This is a genomic window from Streptomyces sp. E11-3 (assembly GCF_046540415.1).
Classification (GTDB): Bacteria; Actinomycetota; Actinomycetes; order Streptomycetales; family Streptomycetaceae; genus Streptomyces.
This window is the reverse complement of record NZ_JAZGRL010000003.1, coordinates 331,592-345,885: the sequence shown is the minus strand read 5'-3', so window position 1 is coordinate 345,885 and position 14,294 is coordinate 331,592. Positions and strand designations below refer to the sequence as shown.

General features: G+C 71.0%; 12 protein-coding genes and 1 riboswitch. Of the genes, 7 read left to right on the top strand and 5 right to left on the bottom strand.

Translation table 11 applies throughout. The features are described from left to right. Nucleotides 1-316: 316 nt before the first annotated feature. Nucleotides 317-1,441 carry a PP2C family protein-serine/threonine phosphatase gene (locus U9R90_RS31130; protein ID WP_411060277.1) on the top strand — a complete coding sequence of 375 codons (1,125 nt, stop codon included), beginning with the start codon at nucleotides 317-319 and terminating at the stop codon, nucleotides 1,439-1,441. Between the two features lie 98 nt (nucleotides 1,442-1,539). Here the strand turns inward: U9R90_RS31130 and U9R90_RS31125 are convergent, their stop codons facing one another. Continuing rightward, nucleotides 1,540-2,142 carry a histidine phosphatase family protein gene (locus U9R90_RS31125; RefSeq protein WP_411060276.1) on the bottom strand — a complete coding sequence of 201 codons (603 nt, stop codon included), beginning with the start codon at nucleotides 2,140-2,142 and terminating at the stop codon, nucleotides 1,540-1,542. A 149-nt stretch (nucleotides 2,143-2,291) separates the two neighbouring features. Next, nucleotides 2,292-2,359, top strand: a riboswitch (cobalamin riboswitch). A 59-nt stretch (nucleotides 2,360-2,418) separates the two neighbouring features. Between U9R90_RS31125 and U9R90_RS31120 the strand changes: the two genes are divergently transcribed. Both U9R90_RS31120 and U9R90_RS31115 read left to right on the top strand, forming a co-directional pair. Further along, nucleotides 2,419-2,658 carry a CbtB domain-containing protein gene (locus U9R90_RS31120; RefSeq protein WP_411060275.1) on the top strand — a complete coding sequence of 80 codons (240 nt, stop codon included), beginning with the start codon at nucleotides 2,419-2,421 and terminating at the stop codon, nucleotides 2,656-2,658. Nucleotides 2,659-2,700: 42 nt separating this feature from the next. Beyond that, entirely contained in the window at nucleotides 2,701-3,474 is a 774-nt protein-coding gene (locus U9R90_RS31115; protein WP_411060970.1) for a CbtA family protein, read from the top strand. A gap of 390 nt (nucleotides 3,475-3,864) precedes the next feature. Here U9R90_RS31115 and putP read toward each other — a convergent pair whose 3' ends face one another. After that, entirely contained in the window at nucleotides 3,865-5,523 is a 1,659-nt protein-coding gene (gene putP / locus U9R90_RS31110) for a sodium/proline symporter PutP (RefSeq protein ID WP_411060273.1), read from the bottom strand. 455 nt (nucleotides 5,524-5,978) lie between these two features. On the opposite strand from putP, the gene U9R90_RS31105 reads away from it, so the two are divergent. Further along, the gene (locus tag U9R90_RS31105) at nucleotides 5,979-6,596 is read left to right on the top strand and encodes a hypothetical protein (protein WP_411060271.1); all 618 of its coding nucleotides are present in this window, start codon (nucleotides 5,979-5,981) and stop codon (nucleotides 6,594-6,596) included. A 90-nt stretch (nucleotides 6,597-6,686) separates the two neighbouring features. Here the strand turns inward: U9R90_RS31105 and U9R90_RS31100 are convergent, their stop codons facing one another. The 3 genes from U9R90_RS31100 to U9R90_RS31090 form a co-directional block, all read right to left on the bottom strand. Further along, nucleotides 6,687-7,328, bottom strand: a complete 642-nt coding sequence (locus U9R90_RS31100) for a CBS domain-containing protein (RefSeq protein WP_411060269.1) — start codon at nucleotides 7,326-7,328, stop codon at nucleotides 6,687-6,689. Nucleotides 7,329-7,471: 143 nt separating this feature from the next. Continuing rightward, nucleotides 7,472-8,161 (bottom strand): CBS domain-containing protein, encoded by a 690-nt coding sequence (locus U9R90_RS31095; RefSeq protein WP_411060267.1) that lies wholly within the window; start codon nucleotides 8,159-8,161, stop codon nucleotides 7,472-7,474. A gap of 87 nt (nucleotides 8,162-8,248) precedes the next feature. Next, nucleotides 8,249-8,929, bottom strand: coding sequence for an ArsR/SmtB family transcription factor (locus tag U9R90_RS31090; RefSeq protein ID WP_411060265.1), 681 nt, complete (start codon nucleotides 8,927-8,929; stop codon nucleotides 8,249-8,251). 56 nt (nucleotides 8,930-8,985) lie between these two features. Here U9R90_RS31090 and U9R90_RS31085 point away from each other — a divergent pair, with 56 nt between their 5' ends. The 3 genes from U9R90_RS31085 (at nucleotide 8,986) to U9R90_RS31075 (ending at nucleotide 14,126) form a co-directional block, all read left to right on the top strand. Then, nucleotides 8,986-10,410, top strand: coding sequence for an MBL fold metallo-hydrolase (locus U9R90_RS31085; RefSeq protein ID WP_411060263.1), 1,425 nt, complete (start codon nucleotides 8,986-8,988; stop codon nucleotides 10,408-10,410). After that, a complete protein-coding gene (locus U9R90_RS31080) occupies nucleotides 10,407-11,663 on the top strand; it encodes an MFS transporter (RefSeq protein WP_411060261.1) in 1,257 nt (418 codons plus the stop codon). The genes U9R90_RS31085 and U9R90_RS31080 overlap by 4 nt, the downstream gene beginning before the upstream one ends. 369 nt (nucleotides 11,664-12,032) lie before the next feature. Then, nucleotides 12,033-14,126, top strand: coding sequence for a bifunctional polysaccharide deacetylase/glycosyltransferase family 2 protein (locus tag U9R90_RS31075; protein ID WP_411060260.1), 2,094 nt, complete (start codon nucleotides 12,033-12,035; stop codon nucleotides 14,124-14,126). Nucleotides 14,127-14,294: the final 168 nt, after the last annotated feature.

Below are 14,294 nucleotides of genomic sequence, written 5' to 3'. Positions count from 1 at the left end.
GCGACGGTCCCGGATCACCGCCGACCCTTGTGCGTACCCGGGCGCCGCGGGAGGCGGCGTCGCGAAGCGGGGACGCGGGCGCGCTGCGCCACGGTAACCTCGCCCGAGTCCGCCCCCCGGCTCCGTCCCCGGGCCGCGCATGTCACGAGATGCCCTCTACTTCGCGCAAGGCGCTCACATGGCCGCACCACGGCAAACACACCCGATCACCTCTCGGTCCACTCCGGTCAACCAGTCCCATCCAGCGGCACGTTGGACGAGAGTGGCCGCCCTCTGCCGCGAACTCACAAGACGCAGGGGGAGGCAGGGGCTGCGCATGACCGTCAGCGAAGTCGGGCGGTGGTGGCGGGAGACGAGCACGCGGAGTTGGCGCAGCCGGGGCCGACTGGTGCTCGCGCTGGGGGTGAGCGTCCTGCTCGCCGTCCTCAGTGGGCTGGGCAGTTGGCAACTGGGAGTCGCCGTACTGGTCATCGGCCCCGTACTGGCCTGCGCCCGCCTGGACGCACGGCGCACCGCGGCGGTGTCGGGCTGGGCGCTGTCGCTCGCCCTCGGGGCAGGCGCCGCGAGAGGTCTCATGTTGACTCCGGGTTTCGGCATCGAGTTCCTCGTCCTGCTGGCCGGCGGCACACTGGCCGTCCGCGACGCCGCCCGGCGCACGGCCAACGCGGCCGCACTGGCCCGGGCCACCGACGTCGCACACGCGTCACAGAACGCGATCCTGCGGCCGATGTCGGTGGAACTCGGCGGCATCGAGGTGTGCGCCCAGCACCGCTGCGCCGTGCAGGGGGCGTCGGTGTGCGGGGATCTGTACGACGTCGTCCACACCCCGTACGGAGTGCGCCTGCTCATCGGGGACGTACGCGGCCACGACCTGGACGCTCTGCGGGCCACCGCGGCGACCATCGGGGCCTTCAAGGACCTGGCCTATCTCACCCCCGGCCTGGCCGACCTGGCGACGGCCCTGGACGCCAGGCTCACCCCGGAACTGGGACCGGAGGACTTCGTCACCGCCGTACTCGCCGAGTTCGCACCGGGCGAGGTCCGCATCGTCAACTGCGGGCATCCCGCGCCCATACGGGCAGGGAAGCAGGTCAGGTTGTTGGAACCACTTGAGCCGGCGCCCCCGTTGGGCCTGCATCCGAAGCCGCAGCCGCAGCGCTTCTATCTGCAGAGTGGAGACCGGCTCCTCTTCTACACCGACGGCCTGAGCGAGGCGCGCGACGCGAACGGCGCCGAATTCCCGCTCCTGGAACGGGTCAGTGACGCAATGGCCGCACTCTCTCCCTCCGACGCGCTCGACACGCTGTACGAGATGGTCGCCACGCACACCGGCCGCGCGCCGACCGACGACATCGCGCTCGCCCTCTGCCAGCCGACTAGCATGGTCGTGCCTTCACCCGCTGCGCTGCCCCCGAACGCCGCGGTACATCTGGAGCCGTAGGTGATCGTTGGCGCTCGTTGGCGCTCGTTGGCGCTCGTTGGCGCGGGGCGCTCCACATCAGTCTCGTGGGGCGCTGCTCAACCGGTCCTGTTCGGGGGTCAACTGGCCCTGTTCGAAGGATCGTTCGCTTCGGGTCCCAGTGGACGTCCGCAGCGCAGGTTCCAGCGTCCGGACCGGCCGCTGAGCTCGGTCAGGGTCAGCGGAGCGACGTCCAGGCGCCAGAACGCCTCGACCGGCAGGGCCAGCGCACGTACGATCGCCGCCCGTACCGCGGCCGGCTCGGCGACCGCCAGCACATCGCCGGTGTCGCCCGGCAGTGACTCCAGCCAGTTGCCGACCCGGTCGCAGAGCGCCAGCAGCGACTCGCCGCCGTGCGGGGCGGCCAACGGGTCGGTCAGCCACGTCGACACCGCGTCCGGCTCGCTCGCGCTCACCTCCTCCAGGCGCCGTCCCCGCCAGCGGCCCATGTCCCAGCTTCCGAGTGCCGGTTCGGGCTCTCCCGCTCGTAGACCCAGCTCGGCGGCCGTCTCGGCGCAGCGTGCCGACGTACCGACCAGTCGGCGGTCGGCGCGCGGCAGCGCACCGGCGGCGGACCGCGCGCGCCGGGCGCCCGCCTCGTCCAGTGCCACGTCGCCGTCGAAGCGGGCCTCCCGCAACGCCGCACTCATCGCAGGTGAGACCACCATCACCCGTACCGTCATGCCGTACGTTCCTCTCCGCTCCGGGGTCCCATCAGGGCCCCACGCCGCAAGCACACCACAGGTGTCGACGCGCTCCCCTACGCCCCCGTACGCCGTAGCCGCCCGGGCCGGGAGGCGGTACGGTCGCGTGGACATGACGAAGGTGTGACGGAAGCCGGTGAGAATCCGGCACGGTCGCGCCACTGTGAACCCGTACCACCCCTGCGGGAAGTCAGACCCGGCACCTTCGTCCAAGGCACCACGATCGGGACGCGTGTTCCCCCAGGAGGTTCTGCCATGGCTCAGTCTGCTGCGCCTGCCACCGCGCCAGTCGCCACACCAGCTGCCGCACCGGCCGCCATCACCCCCATCTCGCTCAAGACGATCGCTCCGTGGGCGGTCTTCTTCGGCGTTCTGATGCTGGTCCTGCTGTACTTCGTCGGCGCCGAGCAGGGCGCCACCGCCCTCATCTCCGGTGAGGGCGTACACGAGTGGGTCCACGACGGACGTCACCTGCTCGGCTTCCCCTGCCACTGACACCCCAGGGGAATCCCCATGAACTCCAGCATGAACTCCGGCATGAACTCCAGCTCCGTCAGAAGCCTGCTCGTGCGCGGCATGCTCGCCGGTCTGGCCGCCGGCGCGCTCGCCATGGTCGTGGCCTATCTGCTCGGTGAGCCCCAGGTGGACGCCGCCATCGCGATCGAGGAGGCGAACAGCGGCCACGAGCACGGCGGCGAGGAACTCGTCAGCCGCACCATGCAGTCCACGGGCGGGCTCGCCACCGGTCTGCTGGTCTTCGGCGTCGCGGTCGGCGGCATCGCCGCGCTCGCCTTCTGCGTCGCGCTCGGCCGCATCGGCCGGTTCGGCCCGCGTGCCACCGCCGCGCTGGTCGCCGTCGGCGCGCTGTTGACCGTGTACGTCGTGCCGTTCCTCAAGTACCCGGCGACCCCGCCGGCCGTCGGCGACCCCGACACCCTGGCCAAACGCACCACGCTGTACTTCCTGATGATCGCGCTCAGCGTTCTGCTCGGCGTCGCCGCGGTCATCCTCGGCAAGCGCCTGGCCCCCCGGCTGGGCAACTGGAACGCCACCGTCGCCGCCTCGGCCGCCTTCCTGGTGGCCGTCGGACTCGCGTACGTCTTCCTCCCCTCGGTCAACGAGGTACAGCTGGGCTTCCCCGCCACTCTGGTGTGGAAGTTCCGGCTCGCGGCCCTGGCCGTCCAGGCAACTCTCTGGGTGGCGTTCGGGCTGGTCTTCGGCCACCTCGCGGAGCGGCTCCTCGTGCCGAGTTCCGACTCGGCGGTCGCGGCGGAGACTCCGGAGTCGCGGGCGACCGCGGCTGCGAGCTGACACACGAACCCGCGCCTGCCCCTGCACCCGCACCGCCAGCACCCGCCGGTCGAGCCCCGGCGGGTGCTGCGTTTCCGCGGCCCATGCCGCTCGTGACCGGCTGACCGGCTGACCCGCCCAGGGGCAGCGCCGGGCCGGGGCCGGGGCCGCAGATCCGCCCCGTAAACGCGTCGGTAGTCCGGTACGACGATCCTGCTGTACGGGCTCTCCCGGCGCAGCTCGGCGAGAAGGGTGTCGAGAGCCTGCTGCGAGTCCGGCCGCACCGGCTCGGTGGGTCGCCGGACTGGACGCCAGCGGGACCAGGGCGATGTCGGGGCGCAGTCCCTGCACGGCACGTTCGTTGCTAGCGTGGCCTGCCGCTCTCCCCGGATCTAGTCGAGTACCGAGCACTTATGGGCGCCACCGGTCCTGGCTGCTCCGCGGTGCTCCCTGGGAAGGGCCGTAGCCCCTTGAGCCGTAGTCCGTCGAGCCATAGCCCGCCGCGCCGTAGCCCGTTGAGCCGTAGCCCGCCGTGCCGTATGCCGGCGTTGCGTGCTCCGTTGAGCCGGGCGCCGTCGTGGTGTACGCCGTCGTGGCGTGCTCCATCGTGCCGGTCCAGGTGCGCCCCGGGGGATGTCCGACGTACTTGCCGAAGAGCAGTGCCGCCGCGGTGGCGGCGAGTACGCCCGGCACCATCTCGTAGACGCCCGTTTCCAGCGGGCCGAGGAGCGGGTCGATGTCCTCCCAGAAGAGCACGGTGAGCGCACCGGTCACCATGCCCGCCATCGCCCCGGCCGCCGTCATCCGCGGCCAGAACAGCGACAGGAGGATCACCGGGCCGAAGGCCGCACCGAATCCCGCCCAGGCGTAGGCGACGATGTCGAGCACGGCGCCGCCGCTCAGCGCGATCAGGTAGGCGACCACGGCCACGGCCACCACACTCAGCCGTCCGACCAGCAGCAGCAACGTGTCGGAGGCCCGTCGGTTGAGGAACGCCCGGTAGAAGTCCTCGGTGAGGGACGTGGCCGAGACCAGCAGCTGGCTGTCCACCGTGGACTTGATCGCAGCCAGCACGGCCACCAGCAGGATCCCCGCGATCCAGGGACTGACCAACTGCGTGGACAGTTCGATGAAGACCGTCTCCGGGTTGTCGAGCGGCTCGTCGAGCACGGCGATCCCGGCGAGCCCGATGAGCGAGGAACCCGCCAGTACGACGACCACCCAGCCCACGCCCAGACGGCGGGCCAGCGGTATGTCCTGTCTGCTGCGGATACCCATGAAGCGGGTCAGGATGTGGGGCTGGCCGAAGTAGCCGAGCCCCCAGGCGAACAGCGAGATCATCGCGACAGCGCCGAGTGGCTCGCCGGCCGTCCACGCCTTGTCGGCGAAGGACGCCTCGCCTCCCAGGTCGAGCAGTGCCGGGGCCGTGTCGGTCAGCGTGTCGTGCAGCGCGCCGAAGCCGCCGAGCTGCCAGAGCGCGAGCGCGGGGAGGGCGAGCGCCGCGAGGAGCATCAGGGTGCCCTGGATGGAGTGCGTGATACTCACGGCCCGGAAGCCGCCGAGGATGGTGTAGGCGACGATCACCACGGCGAAGACGGTGAGCCCGGACTCGAAGTCGGCGCCGAATATCTCGGTGAACAGGAGACCGCCGGCGATCAGGCCGCTGGCGACGTAGACGGTGAAGAACACGACCGTGACGACGGCCGAGAGAAGCCGGAGCACCCGGGTCCGGTCCTCGAAACGTTCCTCCAGGTACGACGACAGGGTCACGGAGTCACCGGCCAGCTCGGTGTACGTACGCAAACGAGGTGCCACGAGCCGCCAGTTGAGATAGGTGCCGATGATCAGGCCGACGGCGATCCAGGTGGCGCCGATTCCGGCCATGTACACGGCGCCGGGCAGGCCCAGAAACAGCCAGCCGGACATGTCGCTGACTCCGGCGGAGAGGGCGGCCATCGGGGCGGTGAGCCGGCGGCCGCCGACCGTGAAGTCCGCGAAGGTGGCCATTTCCCTCTGCGTCATGATCCCGATCATGACCATCGCAATCAGAAAGACTCCGAAAGTGATCATGGCTGGGACGGTCAGGGTGATCATGTGTTTCTCCCCTGCGATGCGCGGACGCGACCACCCGTATACGCCAAGTACGTATACGGGCCGTCTTTTTAGGACCGGTGAGACCGGAGAGACCGGTGAGACCGGAGAGGCGGAGTGTATGAGTCCGCGGTGCGCGTCGGCGAGGGAGTCGTATGCCGGGGGCCGTCATCGGTTCCGGATTGTGATGCCCGCGCTCAGCTGAGTGTCGCCAGCAGCCTTGCCGGGCCGTAGAGCGGCTCGTGTCCGCGCGAGCGCGGACACCGTGACCTTGTCGAGCCCGACCTCGTCCGCCACTGATCGATGCCGGGCCAGGGCCGAGTGGTGGGTGAGCGAGGACCTTCGGCCCTGTGGCCGGGCTCCACTGGCGTTGGACCTTGGTGAGGGAGACGGAAGTGGCGGGGGTCGCACCGGTAGCGGATCGAGGCCAGATCATGAGTGCACAGGATTCGCCGCACGCCTCTGGGTCGCCCCACCGACCGCACCAGGAGCCCTCTTCCAACGGAGTGAACCCGCTGCGGCGTACCTCCGACCGGATCGAAGCCTGGTGGTCAGGCTTCCTGCTGGCGGTGCTCCTGATCGGACTGCCGGTGGGTTCGGTGAGCGCGGGGCTGGCGGCCTACGGGTCCGCGATGCGTACGGTCGAAGCGCAGGCCGCCGAACGGCACCAGGTCTCCGCCCGGCTGACCTCGGACCCCGGAGCGGCGGGAAGCGGCGCCGCGGACGAGAAGCAGAGGGTGCAGGTCAGCTGGACCGGTGCGGACGGCAGACAGCGGACGGGAACCGCCCTCGTGGCGCTGGACAAGTCCGCGGGTTCGACCGTCCCGATCTGGGTGGACCGGGAAGAGACCGTTCAGGAGCCGCCGATGTCCTCGGAGAGCGCGCAGGCCACCGGCTGGCTGGTGGGCGCCATGACGGCGGTCGGCGGGTACGTGGGCCTGGTCGCCGCGCGAAGTGGCATGCGTCTCGCGCTGGACCGGAGCAGGTACGCGCGGTGGGACGCCGAATGGGACCTGGTGGAACCTGTGTGGTCCTCGCGCTTCCGTCGATGACCGGCCCGCCCGGCCGTGAGGATGAGGGCCCACGCGGCCGTCAGGATGACCGGTCCACTCGCCCGCCAGGATGACCGGCCCACCCGGCCGTCAGGGGCGTGCGATGTGCTCGGACACCGAGACCACGCCGTCAACGCTTCGGCACAACCGCTCGATCACCGGGATCAGCGTCTCGACCTCGACGGATCCGCCGAGGTTCACCCGCCCCTCGCGTACCTCGACCGTCACCCCCGAGGCGACGGCGCCCAGGGTCCCGCGCAGCACGTCCCTGCTGATCTCGTCATGGATGGCGTCGTCACCACGTAGGAAGATCCTCAGCAGGTCACGGCGGCTCACGATGCCCTGCAACCGGTCCGCCTCGTCCACCACGGGCAGCCGCTTCACGCCGTGGAGCTCCATCAGGCGAGCCGCCTCGACCACGGTCCACTCCGGACGCGCGCACACGGCGGGCGCCGACATCAGCTCCTCGGCTCTGGTTCCTTCGGCCTTGGCGCGCTCCCACGCCTCGGCGCTCGGAACGGGCATCGGGGCGAACGAGTCGTCCTGGGTGGAGGACTTGCGCAGCAGGTCGGCCTCGGACACCACGCCCACGGGGCGGTCCAGCTCGTCGATGACGGGCACGGCGGTGACGTCGTTCTCCGCGAGCAGCTTGACGATCTCCTTGAACGGCATGTCGCGCCGGGCCCGCACTACGTCTCGGGTCATGAGCTCTGCGACCGTACGGTGGTGCATGTCGCCTCTCCGTTCCGGATGGGGACAGCCGGTGGTGATCACGTGTCGGTGGCTAGTGGATGTGCCGCGCTCGGACCGGAGCGTGGCTCAGACCGGAGCGTCGGCTCAGACCGACGCCGTCGGCTCAGACCGACGCCGTCCGCTCAGACCGGCGCGTCGCCGCGCGCCTCCGGCTCGCCCGGCCTGGCTGGCCCGCCGGTCAGCTGGGACTCGACGTCCACGACACCCTCCACGGCACGCGCGAGGCGCACGGCGACCGTGACGAGTGACGTGTCGTGGACGTGTCCACGAAGGGCGACGACCCCTTCGTGCACGTTCACGTGGATGGCGTGGCTGAAAGCCGGAAAGAGGTAGGCCACCACCGTGCGGCGGACCTCCTCCTCGATGTCCTCGTCCGACCGCAGGAAGACTTTCAGCAGATCGGCACGGCTGACCACGCCCTGGAGCATGCCCTCGTCGTCGACCACGGGCAGCCGCTTGACGTGCCGGACTGCCATGATCCTGGCCGCCTGGGCCAGCGTGGCGCCGGCGTGAACCGTGAGGGCGGGGGTGCTCATGACCTCCTCCGCCGTCACCGCCCCGGCCTTGGCGACGTCGGACAGGCGCTCGCGTTGCTCGTAGAGGCTCTGGTCGCTGTCACGGAACTCCACCTTGGGCAGCAGGTCGGCTTCGGAGACGACGCCGATGACGCGTCCTTCGCCTTCCAGCACCGGCATCGCGCTGACCTTCCACTGCTCCATGGTCCGGACGATCTCCTTGAAGGGTGCGTCCCGTCCGACGGCCACGACCGTCTGGGTCATCACATCGCTCACGATGTGCGGGGTCTCAGCCACTACCGACCACCTCGTCTCGCAACCACGGTGGCCCTGCCTCCGGCGCGGTGCAACTTCGGCCGCCCCTTAGAGCCTGGTGCTCGGGCTTCAGGCGGCGGCTCCGGTGGCCACGGGCAGCTCGGCCAGGCGCCACTCCAGCATCCCGTCGGTCAGCCGTACCGCCTTGCGGCCGCGCTCGTGCAGCAGGCGTACGGCGTCGTAGGCGAGGACGCAGTAGGCGCCACGGCAGTACGCCACGACCTCGGTGTCCGCGGGCAGGTCCGCGATGCGGTCGGCGAGCTCGTCGACCGGGATGGAGAGGGCGCCGGGGATGTGCCCAGCGGCGTACTCCTCGGTGGGCCGGACGTCGAGGACGACGACCTCGCCCGACCGGGCGCGGGCCAGCAGGTCCGCGCGGTCGACCTCCGCCACCTCGTCCGCCGCCTCGTCCGTACCGAGGTAGGCGGCGCGCGCGGGTTCCACGGCGGTCTGGTGGGCCTGGGCGACCTGGCGCAGCAGGGCGTACAGCGCGGCGACGTCGTCTCCGGCCAGCCGGTAGTGGATGCGCACCCCCTCGCGGCGGGTGGCGACGAGCCCGGCCTGCTTGAGGGTCTGCAGATGCGCCGACGCGGTGGTCAGGTTCAGCCCGGCAGCCTTCGCGAGTGCGTCCACGGTGCGCTCCCCCTGGGCCAGCAGGTCCAGCAGTTCCAGTCGCTTTCCGCTGCTCAGCGCCTTGCCGGTGCGGGCGAAGGCGTCGTACAGCGCGGCCTTCCGCGTGGCGTCTCCCATGCCGAACTCCCATCTTCCATAAATCCATGGAATATTGTAGCTAAGGCGGGGAGCTGATGCGAGCAGCGGACCCGGCCGACCTCACGCCGACCGCACCGCGACACCTGGAGGACCTCATGGGCTTCGCCGACGATCACCTCGTACCGCTGGTCGACGCGGGCCTCGGCAACAGCGCCTACCTCGTCGATCTCGGCGACGGCCGTGCCCTGGCCGTGGACGCGAGCCGGGATCTGCGCGCCCTGCGCGCGGCCGCCGAGCACCGTGGCCTGACGGTCGCGTACGCCGCCGACACCCATCTGCACGCCGACTTCCTGTCCGGCGCCGTGCAGCTCGCACACGACGACGGGGCCACCGTGCTCGCCTCCGCCGCGGGGCACCGGACCTTCCCGCACCGCCGGCTGGGCGACGGCGACGAAACGGACCTCGGCGGGCTCACCCTGCGGGCCCTCGCCACTCCGGGCCACACCGACGAGCACCTGTCCTTCCTGCTCCTGGACGGCAGCCACGAACTCGGCGTGTTCACCGGCGGCTCGCTCATCGTCGGCTCCGCCGCCCGCACCGACCTGCTCGGCGCCGCCCGCACCGAGGAACTGGCCCGCGCCCAGTACCACTCGCTGCGCCGCCTGGCCGAGCTCCCGGAGCAGACGGGGGTGTGGCCCACCCACGGCGCCGGGTCCTTCTGCTCCGCCCCACCGGGCGCCGAGCGCACCACCACCATCGGCGCCCAGCGACGGGCCAACCCGCTGCTCGCCGCCCCCGACGAGGACACCTTCGTACGCGACCTGCTCGGCAGCCTCGGCTCCTATCCGGCGTACTTCGCCCGCCTCGGCGAGATCAACCGGCGCGGCCCGGCCGTGCTGACGACAGCAGCCGGGCTCGCCCCGCTCACGGTGGCCACGGTGCGGGGGCTGCTGGCCCAGGGCGCGCAGCTCGTCGACGTACGCCCGATCGCGGACTTCGCCGCGGGCCATGTCCCCGGCGCCCTGTCCATCCCGCTGCGCGACCAGTTCGCGACCTGGCTCGGCTGGCTGCTGCCCGACGACGCCCCGCTCGTCTTCGTCACCGCGCCCGGACAGGATCTCGCCGAACTCACCTGGCAGGCATGGAAGATCGGATACGAGCGCCTCGCCGGACACCTCGACGGCGGCATGGCCGCGTGGACCGCCGACGGTGGACAGCGCCAGACCGTCGAGCTGCTCACCGCGGAGCGCGTCGCCGACCGCCCTGTTCTCGACATCCGCCAGCGCGCGGAACACTCCACCGGACACATCCCCGGAGCGATCGGTATCGAGCTCGGTCAACTGGCCGCACGCAGCGGCGAAGCACCGGACGGCGCCGTCGTCGCCTGCGGGCACGGTGAGCGCGCGATGACCGCCGCCAGCCTGCTCCAGCGCGCCGGGCGCCGGGATCTCGCGGTCCTCGACGGCGGACCGGGCGACTGGGCCACGGCCACCGGACGCCCGCTGGAGGAGGGCACGTGACCGACCGTGCCACGACCGGCGACGGCATCCGGCTCGGACTGCGCGCCAACCTCGGCCAGTTCACCCTGCTCGTCGCCGTCAACGCCCTGGTCGGCGGCATGCTCGGCCAGGAGCGGGTGGTCCTGCCGCTGCTCGCCGACCAGGTCTTCCAGCTGGCCGCTTCCGCCACCGCGCTGACGTACATCCTGGCGTTCGGGGCGACCAAGGCGGCCACCAACTTCTTCGCCGGCACCCTCTCCGACCGCTACGGCCGCAAACCCGTCCTGATCGGCGGCTGGCTGCTCGCCGTTCCCGTACCCGCGATGCTGGCCTGGGGCCCCACCTGGGGCTGGATCATCGCCGCCAACATCCTGCTCGGCGCCTCCCAGGGGCTGACCTGGTCCACCACGGTCATCATGAAGATCGACCTGGCCGGACCCGAGCGGCGCGGTCTGGCCATGGGCCTCAACGAGGCCGCGGGATACGGCGCGGTCGCCGTCACCGCCATGGCCACCGGCGCCATCGCCGCACACGCCGGGCTGCGCCCCGAACCCTTCCTGCTCGGCGCCGCGTATGCCGCGCTGGGTCTCGGTCTGTCCGTGTTCGCCGTACGGGAGACGCGCGGCCACGCCCGCGCGGAGGCGGCGCTGCACCCCGCCCGGAGCGACGCGGACACCGAGTTGACCACCGCCCAGGTCGCCCGGCGCACCAGCTTCTCCGACAAGGCCCTGTCCGCCGCCAGCCAGGCGGGGTTGGTGAACAACCTCAACGACGCGCTGGCGTGGGGCATCTTCCCCCTCCTCTTCGCCGCCCACGGCATGTCCGTCGCCCAGGTCGGCGCCCTGGCCGCGCTCTATCCCGCCGTCTGGGGCACGGGCCAGCTCGTCACAGGCTGGTGGTCCGACCGCGTCGGCCGCAAACACCTGATCACCGCGGGCATGCTCGTCCAGGCAGCCGCCATCGCACTCGTCGCGCTCGGCACCACCTTCGCCGTCTGGGCCGCCGCGCAGGTCCTGCTCGGGCTCGGCACCGCCCTGGTCTACCCCACCCTGCTCGCCGTCATCGGTGACGTCGCTCACCCCGCCTGGCGCGCCCGCGCCGTCGGCGTCTACCGGCTCTGGCGTGACGGCGGCTTCGCCGTCGGCGCCCTGCTGGCCGGCTCCATCGCCGGAGCGTACGGACTGACCGCCGCCATCTGGACGGTCGCCGCCCTCACCGCGGCCTCCGGCCTCCTGGTGGCCTTCCGCATGTACGAAACCCACCCGCGCCACTGACCACACACTGCCGCCTGTACCTATACCAGCGCCCCGGTGAAACCAGGTGTTACAGCGGCGCGAGCGTGGGTAAGCGCCGTCGTTTCCTCGGCCACACCCGTGCCACACAGGATGGCTACACTCCCCTCGCATGTCCTCAGGCAGCCGGAATGTAAAGCAGTACAACTCGGGCGATCTACGCGTCATTGCTGCCGGTCGGTACAGAAAGGCCCCGCAGCGTGCGGACACCGCGGCGGGGTGCGTTCCGCGCCGGGAGCCCGCTGGTGGTCGTCGCGGCCTTTCGTGCGCTTCAACGGCGTTCCGGAGGGCGGCTGCCCGCCGAATAAGCGCCGACCTCACTGTGATTAACGCCATGTGGGGGTCGCGAAGTTGAGCCGCTCAAGGAAGGCCCGGCACAAGCGGTCCCGTGATCCGCGCGCGCACTGGCTGCTGCTGATACTCGTCCTGCCCGCGATGTTCGGCGTCCTGCTCTTCGAGGGCTGGACCAACCACGAGGTCGACGCCGCGAAGACGCGGCGCGACTGCACCAGACCGGCACCGGCGAGCGTGGACCGGGGCGGGCCCGTGCTGCGGATCAACGGGGACCGGGTGGACTCCGCGGCGATGCCCGCCCGTACCGTCGCGCTCACCTACGACGGCGGGCCCGATCCCGTATGGACCCCACAGCTGCTCGACCTGCTGCGCGAGCGTGACGCGCGGGCCACGTTCTTCCTGTCCGGCGCCAAGGCCGCCCAACATCCCGACCTGGTACGGCGCATTCGCGACGAGGGCCATGAAATCGGCTCGAACACCTACACCGGTGCCGCGCTGGGCTCGTCGTCGGCCATCCGTTCCCGCCTTGAGCTGACGCTCACGCAGAAGGCGCTCGCCGGCACCGCGGGCGTCCACACCAAGCTGCTGCGGCTGCCGCTGTCCACCTCCGCGGACACCCTGTGCGGCGCCGAGTGGAAGGCCGCACAGCGCGCCGCGGCGGACGGCTATGTACTGGTCGCCGCCGACCGGTCGTCCCGGAAGCCAGCGCAGGGCCTGGTCCGTCAGTACAGCCACACCGACCTCGCGTACAAAGAGACGAAGAAGCTGCTCGGGAACCCGAAGGTCGACGCGTTCACGACGGTGACGGACGGGCTCGGGCAGGCCTCGGCCAACAGCTCGGTCTCCCTCCTGGAGCGCGGGCAGGGCAAGGCCCTGATCTGGGGGAAGGCCATCGGGCAAGCGTTCACCGGCGTCATGATGTGGGTGCTGGCGATCGCGGGCGGGCTCGGCGTGCTGCGGCTGCTGACGCTCGTCCTGTTCGCCCGTCTCCACGTACGGCGTCTTACGCGCTTCCGCCCCGGCTCGCCCTGGCTGCGCGAGGTCAACGAACCGGTGACGATCCTCATCCCCGCCTTCAACGAAGAGGCGGGCATCGAGTCGACCATCCACTCGCTGCTCGACTCCACGCATCAGCACCTGCAGATCATCGTGATCGACGACGGGTCGACGGACCAGACGGCGGACCTCGCCACCTGGATCGACGACCCCCGCGTGCAGGTGATCCGGCAGCCCAACGCGGGCAAGGCCGCCGCCCTCAACACCGGTCTGGCCAACGCGAGATACAACATCGTGGTCATGGTCGACGCCGACACCGTCTTCGAGCCGGACGCCATGCACCGGCTCATCCAGCCGCTCGCCCACCCGGCCGTCGGCGCGGTCAGCGGCAACACCAAGGTCGGCAACCGGCGCAGACTGCTGGGCAGATGGCAGCACCTGGAGTACGTCTTCGGGTTCAACCTCGACCGCCGTATGTTCGAGGTCCTTGAGTGCATGCCGACGGTCCCCGGGGCCATCGGCGCCTTCCGGCGGGACGCGCTGATCGGTGTCGGCGGGGTCAGCGAGGACACCCTCGCCGAGGACACCGACCTCACGATGGCCCTGTGGCGGGCCGGTTGGCGGGTGGTCTACGAGGAGTCCGCCATCGCCTGGACCGAGGTGCCCACCTCGCTGCGCCAGCTGTGGCGGCAGCGCTACCGCTGGTGCTACGGCACGCTCCAGGCGATGTGGAAGCATCGCGGCGCCCTGGTCGAGGTGGGCCCGGCCGGGCGCTTCGGCCGCCGCGGGCTGACCTATCTCGCCCTCTTCCAGGTCGCGTTGCCGCTGCTCGCGCCGATCGTCGACGTCTTCGCGCTGTACGGTGCGCTCTTCCACGACCCGTGGCAGGCGGCCGGGGTGTGGCTCGGCTTCCTCGGCATCCAGCTGGCCAGCGCCGGGTACGCGCTGCGGCTGGACGGTGAGCGGGTGCGGTCCCTGTGGGTGATGCCCTTCCAACTCTTCGTCTACCGGCAGCTGATGTATCTGGTGGTCATCCAGTCGGTGGTCGCCATGCTGCTCGGCACCCGGCTGAAATGGCAGCGTATGCAGCGCTCCGGCACAGCCGCACAGCACATCGGTCAACCAGCCGCTTCACCGGAGCTGTCATCGCGATGACCATGAACACGAACCACCCGTACGGCCCCCCGTACGACCGCCCGTACGACCGCCCGTACGACCGACAGCACGACCGCCCGTACGACGAGACATACCACCCGTACGACACCGAGTCGCAGCGGCCGCGGGTCATCCCGGGGCAGGCATGGCACCAGGCCACGTACCCGC